Below are 11,521 nucleotides of genomic sequence, written 5' to 3'. Positions count from 1 at the left end.
AACATGGAGGTGGATACTTTATTTTGGTAATGTATCGACCATAAAAAACGGCCTCATTTGAGGCCGTTTTTTTGTGCTTAGAATTTTATTTGTGCGCTGATTTTTGATAAGACCGCAGGTTTACAGTCTATCTGTGAGCTAATTGGGTAATGTGCCATAACTCACCATCTGGGCCCCACAAGTACAATACTTTACCCCAGGGTTCGTGTTTGATAGGTTCAAATTTGGGCAATGGATGCATTGTCGATATTTGTGTAAAACATTCCTTGATATCTTCAACACATAATTGAAACATCAACCCCTTGTTGTCTGTTTCACCGTTGCCGTTGTGTAGAAAAAATGTGCAACTACCATTTTGCATAATGACTAATTCTTGTGAAGTCGTATCCATGGTAAAGCCTAAAGACTGATAAAAGGCTTTTGATTCTTCAAAGTGTTTGCTGGGTAAAAAGGGTCTTATGTCTTGAACTTTCATCTGGTTTACCAAAATAATTGGAAAGAGGAACTGGCTTATCTTTTCACATTTTTAATCTTTGTGTCGCTATTAAAAATCGAATTAACCTTGGATCAACAATTTAAATAGAGAATTTAAGTCCTAGGCATAGCTTGAATTAAGGGTTTAGGTATATACTACGCGGCCTTAATTTTCATCATTATTTATGTTTTTGTAGAGGTCGTTTTTCATGCGCACAGATTATTGTGGCAACATCAATTCTTCTTATGTCGGACAAACAGTTACTTTGTGCGGTTGGGTAAACCGTAGCCGTGATTTAGGTGGCGTGATATTTCTTGATCTAAGAGATCGTGAAGGTATCGTTCAAGTGGTATTCGATCCTGATTTAGAGGATGTATTTGATATTGCTAATAGCTTACGTAATGAATTTTGTGTGCAGCTAACAGGACTAGTGCGTGCCAGACCAGCAGGCCAAATTAACCCAGACATGTCTACCGGTGAAATTGAAATCTTAGGTAAGTCTCTGACTATACTCAATAAAGCCGCTCCTTTACCTTTAGATTGGAATCAAGAAAACTCTGAAGAACAGCGTTTAAAATTTCGTTATTTAGATCTGCGTCGTCCTTTGATGAGCGATCGTCTAAAATTCAGAGCAAAAGTCACCAGCGCAGTACGTAGTTATTTAGAAACTGACGGTTTCTTAGATATCGAAACGCCTATTTTGACAAAAGCCACGCCCGAAGGTGCCAGGGATTATTTAGTACCAAGTCGTACTCACAAAGGTCAATTTTTTGCATTACCACAGTCTCCTCAGTTGTTTAAACAATTGTTGATGATGTCGGGGATGGATCGTTATTACCAAATCGTTAAATGTTTCCGAGACGAAGATTTACGTGCTGACCGCCAACCAGAATTTACCCAAATTGATATTGAAACCACTTTCCTCGATGCCGAAGGCGTGATGTCGATTACCGAAGGTTTGGTTCGTGATTTATTCCAAAAGATGCTGAACGTTGACTTGGGTGACTTCCCAAGTATGACCTATGCCGATGCCATGCGTCGTTTTGGTAGTGACAAACCTGATCTACGTAACCCATTAGAACTAACTGATGTGGCTGATTTACTAAAAGACGTAGAATTCAAAGTTTTCTCAGGCCCTGCCAATGACGAAAAAGGCCGTGTAGCGGTTATTCGTGTGCCAGGTGGTGCTAAGTTGTCTCGTAAACAAATAGACGACTACGGCAAGTTTGTTGGTATTTATGGTGCTAAAGGTTTGGCTTGGATGAAGATCAACGATCTTGATGCAGGCATGGAAGGTTTGCAGTCTCCTATCCTTAAATTTTTAAATGAAGACGTGGCTAAAGGTATAGTTGAGCGAAGCGGTGCACAAAGCGGCGACATTTTGTTATTTGGTGCCGACACCAATACAGTTGTCACCGAAGCTTTAGGTGCACTACGTTTGAAATTAGGTGAAGACCTAGAGTTGTTAGAAGGCGAGTGGAGACCTTTATGGGTGGTTGACTTCCCAATGTTTGAAGAAGTGGATGGCCAGTTCCACGCTCTACATCATCCGTTTACTGCACCACGTGACATGACGCCAGACGAATTAGCCGCAAACCCTGCAGGCGCATTGTCAAATGCTTATGACATGGTGCTAAATGGCTGTGAGTTAGGCGGTGGTTCGGTTCGTATCCATAACCAAGACATGCAAGCTAAAGTGTTCCAATTGTTAGGCATAAGTGATGAAGAAGCTGAAGTGAAATTTGGCTTCTTGTTAGAGGCCCTAAAGTTTGGTGCGCCGCCTCATGCTGGTTTAGCTTTTGGTTTAGATCGTTTAGTGATGTTAATGACAGGTGCCACGTCTATTCGTGATGTGATGGCTTTCCCTAAAACCACCACTGCAGCGTGTCCATTAACCAATGCGCCGGGTGAAGCTAATCCAGAACAGTTAAAAGAACTGTCGGTGAAAACGGTAATTGAGAAAAAAGAAGCAGAAAAGGACGCTGATTAATCTTTCTTATCAATGACTACTAACTATCGAATCCCTCAATCTGCCTTGACCGTAGTCTATAATCGGTCTGGGCAGGTCTTAGTGATGCAAAGGAATGACGACCCAGAATTTTGGCAGTCTGTGACCGGTACCTTAGAGCAAGATGAATTACCCATTCAAACTTCAATCAGAGAAGTGTTAGAAGAAACCGGAATTGATACTCAGAAGCATCAGTACCAAGTGCGCGATTGCCAACAAACCAACACTTATCCGATTCGAGCCATGTGGCAACACAGGTATCCACCTAATACCCCGTTTAATACTGAATATGTATTTGCAGTAGAGGTAGATGATCACCATGAGGTTATACTCACAGAACATTCTGCTTTTCTGTGGTTAGACAAAGAACAAGCCATGGAAAAAGTCTGGTCTGATACCAATCGAGAAGCCATCAAGTTGTTCGTGCCCAATGTTGAATAAAAGTAATCCTACTTGTTTGTCGAAAGGATGGTGTCAATGTCCATTATATTAGGCATAGATCCCGGCTCCCGTATTACTGGATATGGGGTGATTAAAAAAGTCGGCAATAATTCACAATACGTGGGAAGTGGCTGTATTCGAGTGCAAGGCACTGAACTCGCCCCTAGGCTGAAACAAATTTTTGATGGCGTGAGTGAAATCATTCAGCAATATCAACCTACCGAATTTGCTATCGAACAAGTGTTTATGGCAAAGAATCCAGACTCGGCCTTAAAATTAGGTCAAGCAAGAGGCGCGGCGATTGTGGCTGCCACCACCTTTGATTTGCCTGTGGCTGAGTATTCGGCCCGTCAAATTAAACAATCTGTGGTAGGCAAGGGCGGGGCAGATAAATCTCAAGTACAACATATGGTTACCTATTTATTAAAACTAGGTGCCACACCCCAGGCCGATGCCGCCGATGCATTAGCTGTGGCCTTGTGTCACACTCATACCCAACAAAGTTTAATTAAAATGTCTGGGCAAGCGTCTAAAACAGTGCGCGGCAGGCTGCGCTAATTTACCAAATTTAAGGACATCTAATGATTGGAAGCCTACGGGGTATAGTTCTAGAAAAACAACCACCCGAAGTGTTAATCGAAGCCGGTGGGGTGGGGTACGAAGTACAAGTCCCCATGACCAGCTTTTATGAATTACCCGAAGTCGGCCAAGAAGCCTACGTGTGTATTCACCTTGTGACTCGTGAAGATGCTCAATTATTATTTGGTTTTGCCAACAAAAAAGAACGAGCGGTATTTCGTGAGCTCATTAAAGCCAGCGGTGTGGGGCCAAAGTTAGCACTAACTATATTGTCGGGTATGAACGCCGAACAATTCATGCAATGTGTGAGTATGGAAGATGTCACCGCATTAACCAAATTACCCGGTGTAGGTAAAAAAACCGCAGAACGCCTAGTGATAGAGATGCGTGACCGCTTAAGCAAACTCGCCAAAGAACAAGGCTACGCAGAAACCGTACAGCTCACCCCAGATTTACCGGTAGAAAACACCTTTGTGCAACGCACCGATGCCAAAGAAGAAGCATTAAGTGCGCTGGTTGCTTTAGGTTATAAACCGCCGATAGCAAGTAAAGTGATTAACTCAGTGTTTAGCGAAGACATGAAAAGTGAACAATTAATACGTGAAGCGTTACGGGCCATGGCGTAATGCCAATTTCGTCGTTACGTTTACTTTAAACGCAGATTATTTGATATACAGACAATGTGTTTAATATCTGTTACTGTATAAAAAAACACTAGTCTTTAAATGTAAATGATAGAAGCTGACCGACTTATTCAACCTACCGCTAGTTCAGAAGATGAGGCGATAGATCGCGCCATTCGACCTAAAATGTTGGCCGATTATACTGGGCAACAACATGTGTGTTCGCAAATGGAAATATTCATCGAGGCTGCCCGTAAACGCCAAGATGCCCTCGACCATTTATTAATATTTGGCCCACCGGGTTTAGGTAAAACCACACTAGCGAATATTGTGGCCAATGAAATGGGGGTGAATATTAAAACCACCTCGGGTCCAGTGTTAGAAAAAGCCGGCGATTTGGCCGCGCTATTAACCAACCTAGAAGAAAACGACGTACTTTTTATTGATGAAATTCATCGGCTCAGTCCGGTTGTAGAAGAAATTTTATATCCAGCCATGGAAGACTACCAACTAGACATTATGATAGGTGAAGGGCCTGCGGCTCGGTCAATCAAATTAGAGTTACCGCCTTTTACCTTAATTGGTGCCACTACTCGGGCAGGCTCGTTAACTTCGCCACTGCGTGATCGTTTTGGCATAGTGCAACGTTTAGAGTTTTACAGCGTGAAAGATCTCACCAAAATAGTAAAACGTTCGTCTAGTTACCTTGATTTACCTATGGATGATGAAGGAGCTGTTGAAATCGCTCGTCGCTCACGTGGCACCCCCAGAATTGCTAACAGGTTATTGCGCAGGGTCCGCGACTTTGCAGAGGTTAAAGCCGATGGTGGCATTAACCAAACCGTTGCCAGCCAAGCTTTAGATATGTTAGATGTAGACAAAGAAGGCTTTGACTACATGGATCGTAAATTACTGCTAGCCATTATTGAAAAATTTATGGGCGGTCCAGTGGGATTAGATAACTTAGCGGCTGCCATAGGTGAAGAACGTGACACAATTGAAGATGTGATTGAACCCTTTTTGATCCAACAAGGTTTTTTACAACGTACCCCAAGAGGGCGTATCGCCTCACAACGTGCATTCTTGCATTTTGGTATGGATTACTCACCAGATTAGATCATTTAACTTTCTACCAGATCAATATACTTTTTTTAGACAAAAAAAAGCCCATATTAAAAATATGGGCGAAACAACTAGTGTTGAATGGAATAATTCCAGGGATTATTCAAAGGGAGATTTCATTTGAAACAAACTAATACAATTTCTACCACTTGGCAGTGAAAATTAGATGATTGCTCAGAAAACCCCTGCATTCTAGCCAGATACCTCGTATAAACAAGCTATTTAAATTTATCTTATTCATTATAAAAACTAATGTATGGTTTTGTTTGTGCTATTTCTTTGAAGGTTTTTGCAATTTATATTGAATTAAGTTATTGATAATAATTAATTTAATTAATTGGTTGATTAATGAACGATTAATTTAATTGTTATTTCCTTGCGTTTTTTTTGGTTTGTTTGCTGAGTTTGGTGAATATGTATTCAGTTGGTATTTATTGATGTTTAGCTTCAGGGGAGGTTTAGTGTTTAACTATCATCTTGAAAATAATGAAAAAATCACCGTGATTTAAGCAAAATTAAGGTGATAAATAAAAGAGGTTTGGTAGCATAAGCATTCATATATAAAGGGTGGCGATTAAGCTTGCTAGGGGCTGTTGATCTTTTCTGTATGTTTTTGCAGCGAGTTGCATGGTATTTATACAACGAAGCACGATTGTGGTGTAGTTGTTCTACATGAATGAGTGCTGAAGCAGTAAAAATGCCGGCAAACGCTGTCCTACGGATTCGTCTTAAAAGCTTTTTACTCTTTGTTGCAGCTCATCGACTTAATCCATTAGGCCTTCAAAGCTGCGCCTCGATTAAAAAGCTTTTAATTAGAACAAAATATATACAGCAAAGATCAACAGCCCCAAGGAAAGATGTATAAAATGATGCAGCATAGCCATGAGATAAGAGTTTATTACGAAGACACCGACGCGGGTGGAATTGTTTTCTACGCCAATTATTTAAAGTTCTTTGAACGGGCGAGAACTGAGTGGTTAAGAAGTTTAGGCGTAGAACAAGATATTCTTTTGGAACATTCTATAGGTTTTGTCGTCAAACGTGTGGAAATGGATAATCATGCTCCTGCGCTGTTTAATCAACTATTGAGAATTGAATCTGAAATAGTAGAATTAAAGCGTGCTAGCTTGGTATTCAAACAAATAATAATAAGTCCAGATGAACAACGTCTGGTCAGTGCGTTAATTAGAGTAGCTTGTGTCAATTTATCGAACATGAAACCACAAGCTATTCCCGAAAAAATTTTAGGGGAATTTTCAAGTGTCATCTGAATTATCTTTCGTTGATTTAATTTTAGAAGCTAGCTTATTAGTACAGTTGGTAATGTTGATTTTAGTGGCTGCATCGGTCACGTCTTGGGCGTTTATACTTGAACGTAGTCGAGTGCTAAAAGCCGCCAATGCAGAAATGAAAAAGTTTGAAGATAAGTTTTGGTCTGGGGTGGATCTAAACCGTTTTTATCAAGAATTAGCGGCTCGTCAATCGATTCAAGGCATGGCCAGTATTTTTAGTGCAGGTTTTAAAGAGTTTGTGCGATTACGCAAAAGCGCTTCTACGCCAGCCGACGCCATAGTTGACGGCACATCTAGAGCCATGCGTGTGTCTTTATCACGAGAAATAGATAGCCTAGAAAATCGTTTACCTTTTTTGGCTACGACTGGCTCAATTAGTCCTTACATTGGCTTATTTGGCACAGTGTGGGGCATTATGAATTCTTTTGTAGCACTAGGTGGCCAACAACAAGCGACTTTAGCTATGGTGGCACCAGGTATTGCTGAGGCCTTGATTGCTACAGCTATGGGCTTATTTGCCGCTATCCCTGCCGTTATCGCCTACAACCGTTTTAGTCATAGAGTTGAAAAACTTGAAAATAGTTACGGTAATTTCATGGAAGAGTTTTCGAGTATTTTGCATAGACAAGCCTTGGCTTCCAGTGCAGATACTGCTCGCACTGCACAACAAGCAGGCTAGGTTATGAGTACTTACGTTAGAAAGCGCCGCCGTCCTGTTTCTGAAATCAATGTAGTGCCATACATAGACGTCATGTTAGTGTTGTTGATTATATTTATGGTGACCGCTCCTTTGATTACCCAAGGGGTGAATGTTGATTTGCCAAAGGCTGAAGCCCAACCTTTAGATGAAGATTCAAAACCACCATTGGTAGCCTCGGTTGATGCTGAAGGGCTTTACTATTTAACGGTAGGCGATTCCCAAGACGAACCTATTTCTGCGGTGGATTTAGCCACTTTGGTGGCTGCTCACTTGCAAAAAGAGCCTGATACGCCCGTTGTGGTAAAAGGTGATGGCGCGGTAGCTTACAGTGAAGTCGTGCAACTGATGGTGTTGTTGCAAAGAGCTGGTGTGCCTTCTGTTGGTTTGATGACCGCCCCTCCCGAGAACTAGCTTGTATGTCAAAGTTATCGGTTTGGGTGGTTCTTTCAATTGTATTGCATGTAATTCTGGTTACCGTGCTGTTAATCGGTGGAAGTTTGCGGGATCCTAAACCTACGCCAGAACTATCAATGCCCGGACCTATTATTGAAGCGGTTGCCATTGACGAAAGTGTGCTAAAAAAACAAGCACAAAAAATCGAAAATGAAAAAAGACAAGAGCGGCTTAAAGAACAAAAACGTTTAAAAGACATTGAGCGTCGTAAAAAAGAAGTTGAAGATAAACGCAAAAAGAAGATTGCCGATGCCGCGGCATTGAAAAAGAAAAAAGCCCAAGAATTAAAAGACAAGAAACAAGCTGAACAAGCGGCCATTGCCGCCAGAGAAAAGCTAAAAAAAGAAAAAGCTAAGGCTAAAAAGCTTGAAGATGAGCGCAAACGTAAAGCGAGAGAAAAGAAAAAGGCCGACGATTTAGCTAAAAAAGCCAAAGAGAAACGGGAAAAAGCAGAAAAAGCCCGTAAAGACGCTGAGCGTAAAAAGCAGCAAGAGGCAAAAGAAAAGGCGGCTCAAGAAAAAGCCTTACAAGATCAATTAAAAGAAGAACAAGCGGCACGTCAACAAAGAAGAAACAAACAAGTGTTAACTGAGCTTCAAAAATATGAAGCCATGATAAAACAAGTGATTCAACGCAATATGATTGTGGATGATGTAATGCGAGGCAAGTCTTGTCGGTTTAATATTCGACTGGCTTCTAATGGACTCGTGATACAGGTTAAAGAGTTGGGTGGTGATGCTTTAGTATGCAGAGCAGGTAAAACTGCGATATTAAAAGCGGATACTTTGCCAGTCTCGTCAGAGCCTGATGTGTATGAAAAAATGAGAAATATTAATTTTACTTTTGCTCCGGAATTATAAACTTGAAAATTAAACATGTGTTATTGCCGTTTTTGGCACTATTAGTTAGCTTTAAAAGCTTTGCTGTTTTAGAAATTGTGATCACTGAAGGTGTAGATACTTCCAGGCCTATTGCTGTTGTACCTTTTAAGTGGAAAGGAGCGGGCATTATGCCAGCTGAGATTACGGATGTGATTGCAGCAGATTTACGTCGCAGCGGTAAGTTTAATCCTATTCCGGCTTCGAGTATGCCCCAGTTTCCGGGATCTGATAAAGATGTGGATTATAGTGCATGGTCTTCTAGAGGCGTTGAGGCGGTTTTAGTTGGCTCGGTAGAGTCCACTGGTGCGGATCGTTACAGTGTGTCTTATCAATTGATTGACGTTCTACGTGGCCAAATTACCGGTGGTAATTATCAAGCTCTTAACCAAGGAAAGTTAGTTGCTAGCAATGATCACATATTAGCTGTGAGCAAAATGACTATTGGAGGCAAAGATTTTAGACAACATGCCCATAGAATTAGTGATGCAGTATACGAAAAATTAACAGGTGAGAAAGGCGCGTTCTTAACCAGACTGGCATATGTTGTAGTAAGAGATCGTGGTACCACAGAATTGCCTTTCCAAATGGTCGTGTCTGACTATGATGGTGCAAATGAAACCGTGCTGTTGCGTTCAAAAGAGCCGTTAATGTCGCCTAATTGGTCTCCAGATGGCAGCAAATTGGCTTACGTGAGTTTCGAAAATAAACGTCCACAAATATTTGTTCAAGACATCTATACTCAGATTAGGACTCAAATGACCAGTTTCCCTGGTATTAACGGTGCACCAAAGTTTTCACCTGATGGTAAAAACCTAGCCATGGTATTGTCGAAAGACGGCAATCCTGAGTTGTATGTGATGAACATTGCGAGTAAACAATTACGCAGAATAACCAAAAATCGTGCCATAGATACTGAACCAAGTTGGACTCCAGATGGTAAGTCGTTAATATTTAGTTCAGAACGGGGTGGTAAACCACAGATATATCGAGTAAATTTAGCTACAGGCAAGGTTCGTCGCTTGACTTTTGAAGGTGAAATGAATCTTGGAGCGACAATTACCCCCGACGGTAAACAAATGGTGATGGTAAATCGAACCCGTGGAAAATATCATATTTCACGCCAAGATTTGGTTAACGGGCATATGCAAGTGTTAACCAAAACTGACTTAGATGAGTCGCCAAGTATTGCTCCTAATGGCAGTATGATTATTTATAGTACATTGCATCAAGGCAAACAAGTTTTGTCTTTGGTGTCACTTGATGGCAGATTCAAAGCGCTTTTGCCAGCAGTTGATGGCCAGGTGAAAGCACCTAATTGGTCACCATTTTTACGTTAAATTTAATTTTAAAATCGAACTCGAAAAAAAACAGGAATAGAAGAATGCAATTGAACAAAATTTTTAAAGGCTTACTAATCGCGTTGCCAGTTGTAACTATGGTGGCTTGTTCGTCTGGCCCTTCAGAAGCTGAACAAGAAGCAACACGTAATGCTGCGGCACAAGCTGAAGCGGATCGTAAAGCTCAAGAAGCGAGAGATGCACAAGTTCAAACTGGCTCAGTCAGTAAAACGTTAACTCCTGTTGAAGAAATGAAGCAACAACTAGAAGCCTTACAAAATAACCAAGTGGTTTATTTTGATTTCGATCGTGCTTCTATTAGTTCTAAGTATTATAACGTGTTAGATCAACACGCGGCTTTCTTGGTAAAACATTCTGACCAATCTGTTGTTGTAGAAGGTCACTGTGATAGCCGTGGTACGCCTGAATACAACATCGCTTTAGGTGAGTCTCGTGCTAAATCAGTTCGAACTTATTTATTAAACGCAGGTGTAAGTGCTTCACAAATTTCAGTTGTTTCTTACGGTGAAGAAAAACCAATCAATAGCTATAACACAGAAGCGGCGTTTGCTGAAAACCGTCGCGGTGTATTAGTTTATCAGTAATAGATAACTTAATATGATAAAACGCACCTTAGCGCTATGTTTGCTAGGGCTATATGGAACCGCAGTTATTGCGGTTCCTGCGCCTGTGACAGACGTTACTGCAAGTAGTAGTGATCAACGCCTTGATGAAATAGAAAGACGCTTGAAAACTCGTACCGATGCACAACATAGACAACAAGAACAACTCGATGTCATTCAAAACGAAGTGAATGAACTGCGTGGCGCAATTGAAGTTCAAAATTATCAATTAGAAAAGATTCTCGAACGTCAAAGAGAGTTGTATTTGGAAATTGATAAACGAATTGAAAGTGTGATGACGACAGTGCCTTCTAAGCTTGTTGCTAATACTGGAAACCTTTCTCAGGTTGAAACACCAAGCGTTATGTCTGGTAATGAAAACGAAGCCTATGACAAGGCGGTCAATTTAATCCTAAAAGATAAATTGTACGACCAAGCGATTCCTGAGTTTCAAGCGTTTTTGCAAAACTTTCCTAATTCTGACTATATTCCCAATGCAAAATATTGGTTAGGGCAGTTATTGTTCAATAAGCAAGATTGGGCAGGAGCGGGTGAACAGTTTCAATCTTTGGTTAGTCAGTTTCCTGATTCAACAAAAAGAGCTGATGCGTTATTGAAGTTAGGCATCACCGAAATGGAACGTGCAAATGTCGCTCGAGCTAAACAATTATGGGAGCAAGTTATTGCGGAGTTCCCAAATACCTCTTCGAGTAAACTCGCAGCAAAACGCATAGAATCATTGTAATTGTTATAATGGTGTGAATACCACACCATTATTTCTGTTCTTAAATCTCTGTATTGTCTGCTTTTTCGCCAAACAGTCTAAATAATTAAAATAATCGGTTTTTAGACTTGCACTGAAATTTCAATTGAGTATTATATGCCGCCTTCGCAGTGAGGCGAAGAGAAAAAGGGTCGTTAGCTCAGCTGGTAGAGCAGTTGACTTTTAATCAATTGGTCGCTGGTTCGAATCCAGCACGACCCACC

Annotated in this window: 13 protein-coding genes and 1 tRNA gene; 13 read left to right on the top strand and 1 reads right to left on the bottom strand. The window is 41.0% G+C overall.

The features are described from left to right. Nucleotides 1-127 precede the first annotated feature (127 nt). Complete coding sequence (locus ACSHXM_RS18835; protein WP_435691392.1) at nt 128-475, bottom strand: lactoylglutathione lyase; 348 nt, start codon at nt 473-475, stop codon at nt 128-130. A 208-nt stretch (nt 476-683) separates the two neighbouring features. Between ACSHXM_RS18835 and aspS the strand changes: the two genes are divergently transcribed. The 13 genes from aspS to ACSHXM_RS18770 all read left to right on the top strand — a co-directional run bounded on the left by aspS (nt 684) and on the right by ACSHXM_RS18770 (nt 11,519). Then, complete coding sequence (gene aspS / locus ACSHXM_RS18830) at nt 684-2,465, top strand: aspartate--tRNA ligase (RefSeq protein ID WP_435691390.1); 1,782 nt, start codon at nt 684-686, stop codon at nt 2,463-2,465. Nucleotides 2,466-2,477: 12 nt separating this feature from the next. After that, nucleotides 2,478-2,924, top strand: coding sequence for a dihydroneopterin triphosphate diphosphatase (gene nudB / locus ACSHXM_RS18825; protein WP_435691388.1), 447 nt, complete (start codon nt 2,478-2,480; stop codon nt 2,922-2,924). Nucleotides 2,925-2,960: 36 nt separating this feature from the next. Further along, nucleotides 2,961-3,482, top strand: coding sequence for a crossover junction endodeoxyribonuclease RuvC (gene ruvC, locus ACSHXM_RS18820; protein ID WP_435691386.1), 522 nt, complete (start codon nt 2,961-2,963; stop codon nt 3,480-3,482). A gap of 23 nt (nt 3,483-3,505) precedes the next feature. Next, nucleotides 3,506-4,129, top strand: coding sequence for a Holliday junction branch migration protein RuvA (ruvA, locus tag ACSHXM_RS18815; protein ID WP_435691384.1), 624 nt, complete (start codon nt 3,506-3,508; stop codon nt 4,127-4,129). Between the two features lie 105 nt (nt 4,130-4,234). Further along, the gene (gene ruvB, locus ACSHXM_RS18810) at nt 4,235-5,242 is read left to right on the top strand and encodes a Holliday junction branch migration DNA helicase RuvB (RefSeq protein WP_435691382.1); all 1,008 of its coding nucleotides are present in this window, start codon (nt 4,235-4,237) and stop codon (nt 5,240-5,242) included. Between the two features lie 872 nt (nt 5,243-6,114). Further along, nucleotides 6,115-6,519 carry a tol-pal system-associated acyl-CoA thioesterase gene (gene ybgC, locus ACSHXM_RS18805; protein WP_435691380.1) on the top strand — a complete coding sequence of 135 codons (405 nt, stop codon included), beginning with the start codon at nt 6,115-6,117 and terminating at the stop codon, nt 6,517-6,519. Next, nucleotides 6,509-7,219 carry a protein TolQ gene (gene tolQ, locus ACSHXM_RS18800; RefSeq protein WP_435691378.1) on the top strand — a complete coding sequence of 237 codons (711 nt, stop codon included), beginning with the start codon at nt 6,509-6,511 and terminating at the stop codon, nt 7,217-7,219. Before ybgC ends, tolQ begins: the two co-directional genes overlap by 11 nt. 3 nt (nt 7,220-7,222) lie before the next feature. After that, complete coding sequence (gene tolR, locus ACSHXM_RS18795; RefSeq protein ID WP_435691376.1) at nt 7,223-7,651, top strand: protein TolR; 429 nt, start codon at nt 7,223-7,225, stop codon at nt 7,649-7,651. 5 nt (nt 7,652-7,656) lie between these two features. Beyond that, nucleotides 7,657-8,553 (top strand): cell envelope integrity protein TolA, encoded by an 897-nt coding sequence (tolA, locus tag ACSHXM_RS18790; protein WP_435691374.1) that lies wholly within the window; start codon nt 7,657-7,659, stop codon nt 8,551-8,553. After that, the gene (tolB, locus tag ACSHXM_RS18785; protein ID WP_435691394.1) at nt 8,547-9,911 is read left to right on the top strand and encodes a Tol-Pal system beta propeller repeat protein TolB; all 1,365 of its coding nucleotides are present in this window, start codon (nt 8,547-8,549) and stop codon (nt 9,909-9,911) included. The genes tolA and tolB overlap by 7 nt, the downstream gene beginning before the upstream one ends. A gap of 44 nt (nt 9,912-9,955) precedes the next feature. Further along, a complete protein-coding gene (pal, locus tag ACSHXM_RS18780; protein ID WP_435691372.1) occupies nt 9,956-10,516 on the top strand; it encodes a peptidoglycan-associated lipoprotein Pal in 561 nt (186 codons plus the stop codon). 13 nt (nt 10,517-10,529) lie between these two features. Then, complete coding sequence (ybgF, locus tag ACSHXM_RS18775; RefSeq protein ID WP_435691370.1) at nt 10,530-11,279, top strand: tol-pal system protein YbgF; 750 nt, start codon at nt 10,530-10,532, stop codon at nt 11,277-11,279. A gap of 167 nt (nt 11,280-11,446) precedes the next feature. Beyond that, nucleotides 11,447-11,519: transfer RNA gene (locus ACSHXM_RS18770), tRNA-Lys, on the top strand. The last annotated feature ends 2 nt before the right edge of the window (nt 11,520-11,521 follow it).

This window comes from Paraglaciecola sp. (genome assembly GCF_051252315.1).
In the GTDB taxonomy this organism is placed as follows: domain Bacteria; phylum Pseudomonadota; class Gammaproteobacteria; order Enterobacterales; family Alteromonadaceae; genus Paraglaciecola.
This window is presented reverse-complemented; position numbering and strand designations above follow the sequence as displayed.

Excerpts from the sequence above, each read along its gene's own strand:
- pal (WP_435691372.1), top strand. The coding sequence starts at position 9,956 with ATGCAATTGAACAAAATTTTTAAAGGCTTACTAATCGCGTTGCCAGTT.
- ybgC (WP_435691380.1), top strand. The coding sequence starts at position 6,115 with ATGATGCAGCATAGCCATGAGATAAGAGTTTATTACGAAGACACCGAC.
- tolR (WP_435691376.1), top strand. The coding sequence starts at position 7,223 with ATGAGTACTTACGTTAGAAAGCGCCGCCGTCCTGTTTCTGAAATCAAT.
- tolA (WP_435691374.1), top strand. The coding sequence starts at position 7,657 with ATGTCAAAGTTATCGGTTTGGGTGGTTCTTTCAATTGTATTGCATGTA.
- ruvB (WP_435691382.1), top strand. The coding sequence starts at position 4,235 with ATGATAGAAGCTGACCGACTTATTCAACCTACCGCTAGTTCAGAAGAT.
- ACSHXM_RS18835 (WP_435691392.1), bottom strand. The coding sequence starts at position 475 with ATGAAAGTTCAAGACATAAGACCCTTTTTACCCAGCAAACACTTTGAA.
- ybgF (WP_435691370.1), top strand. The coding sequence starts at position 10,530 with ATGATAAAACGCACCTTAGCGCTATGTTTGCTAGGGCTATATGGAACC.
- ruvC (WP_435691386.1), top strand. The coding sequence starts at position 2,961 with ATGTCCATTATATTAGGCATAGATCCCGGCTCCCGTATTACTGGATAT.
- ruvA (WP_435691384.1), top strand. The coding sequence starts at position 3,506 with ATGATTGGAAGCCTACGGGGTATAGTTCTAGAAAAACAACCACCCGAA.
- aspS (WP_435691390.1), top strand. The coding sequence starts at position 684 with ATGCGCACAGATTATTGTGGCAACATCAATTCTTCTTATGTCGGACAA.
- nudB (WP_435691388.1), top strand. The coding sequence starts at position 2,478 with ATGACTACTAACTATCGAATCCCTCAATCTGCCTTGACCGTAGTCTAT.